The 1620-nt window shown below is 66.9% G+C and carries 2 protein-coding genes and 1 pseudogene; all 3 read right to left on the bottom strand.

Annotated elements, in window-relative coordinates:
* Window positions 1-459 (bottom strand): IS256 family transposase (locus BN11_RS20225; RefSeq protein WP_048700224.1); only part of this gene is annotated, 459 nt, incomplete at its 3' end.
* Window positions 460-522: 63 nt separating this feature from the next.
* A complete protein-coding gene (locus BN11_RS20230; protein WP_048700226.1) occupies window positions 523-1296 on the bottom strand; it encodes an ISAs1 family transposase in 774 nt (257 codons plus the stop codon).
* A gap of 26 nt (window positions 1297-1322) precedes the next feature.
* Window positions 1323-1620 (bottom strand): annotated as a pseudogene (locus BN11_RS20235) (IS1634 family transposase); the annotation flags it as partial.

Here is a 1620-nt window from a genome sequence, read left to right on the forward strand (position 1 = left end):
GGCGAAGTGCGCGCTGATCTCCCCGGTCGTCAACCCGCGGGCGAACAACGACAACACCACCGCGTCCACGTCGTTCAGGCGGCGCTGCCGCTTCTTGACGATGACCGGCTCGAACGTGCCGTCCCGGTCCCGCGGGACCTCGATCACCACCTCCCCGGCCGCGGGGGTGGTCACCGTCTTGGCGCGAGTTCCGTTGCGGGAGTTGGCATTATTCCTTCCCTCGGCTGCGTGTTTGTCGTAGCCGAGGTGCTCGGTCATCTCCTCCTCGAGAGCGATCTCGAGCACGTCCTTGGTCAAGATCTTCAATAGCCCGTCCGGGCCGGTCAGGTCCTCACCACGGGCGCGGGCGGCCTTGACCAGCTCCCGCACCGCAGCCCGTTCGGTCTCCGAACGGGAGACCCTCCTGGTCTTTTTCGCTTCCTTCGGCATCGAGCTCACGCTCGGCAGTGTCTCGGTCATCACTGACCTTCCTCGCCAACCTCGTTGGCGTGTCGAGCCAGTTACACCGTTTATCGGACAGTCTCAACGGGGTGAATCCCAGATGAGGGTGGCGATTGCGGTAGGGGTGAGTTGTCCGAAGCGCAGGCTGGTGACCGCGTAGAGGACTTCTTTGCTGGTGCGGTCGTGATGGGTGCGGTGTCGAACGATGCGCAGGGCTTGGTGGGCGTGGGGGAAGGCGATCCCGGGGCGGAGTTCGACGATCTGTAGGGTTCGGGTCTCGCGTCGGCCGTGGGCCTTCTCGGTGCTGGTGTGCTGGATCGGGACCTGTTTCCAGGGCAGGGCGGCGAGTTGCCGGTATGTGGTCGGCTGATTTCCTTTGACGATGAATAGATAGTGCCCGTGGTGGCGGTGTAGGTAGTGCGCGTGGCCGGTTTGGGTGTGGAGGGCGTCCGCGGTGACGACCAGTCCGGTGAGGTCGAGTCGGTCCAGTAGTGTTCGGAAGCAGGCGATTTCGCTGGTGCCGGTGGTCTCGACCTGCCCAAGGGGGATCCCCGCGGTGTGCTCGACCATCGAGAACAGGTGGACTTGGGTGCCGTCGCGGGTGCGGGCCCCGCGGCAGGTTTTGCCGTCGAGCGCGACGGCGCGGAAGGTGGCGGGGACCGCCGGGTCGTTCCGTGCGGCGAGCCAGGCGTGTAGAACGGCGTCGAGCAGGTCGGGGTCGAGCAGCAGCAGTACCCGTCGGATCGTCGCGCAGGCCGGCGGGGTGCGGGTGATGCCCAGGCGCGGGCGGGCCCAGTCGGGCAGGTCCGCGGCCCATTCGGCGATCGCGGCCTGCGTGCGCTGCCCAGCCAGCACGGCCGCCAGACCCGAGTCGTGCCAATTTAGTGTGTCGCGGGCTCGTGGCCTGTGGCGATGAGGATGTCTCGGGCGGCGTCAGTGAGGGAGTCGGCCGCGGTGTGGGGGTGGCCGGCGATGGTGATGGTGATCTGCTGGATCGGGCGGAGCGCGCGCACGATCTTCTTGATGCTCATGCCGGTCTGGTCTTGGAGGCGCCGGGAGATGGCCAGCGCGGCGAAGACGATGGTCAGGTGGGCCTCGATCGCGTCTTTGGTGTGGTGGAAGATCGGTCGGGCGCGTAGGTCGCTCTTGGACATCCGGAACGACGCCTCGACCTGCCAG

The organism is Nostocoides australiense Ben110, assembly GCF_001050535.1.
Classification (GTDB): Bacteria; Actinomycetota; Actinomycetes; order Actinomycetales; family Dermatophilaceae; genus Nostocoides_A; species Nostocoides_A australiense.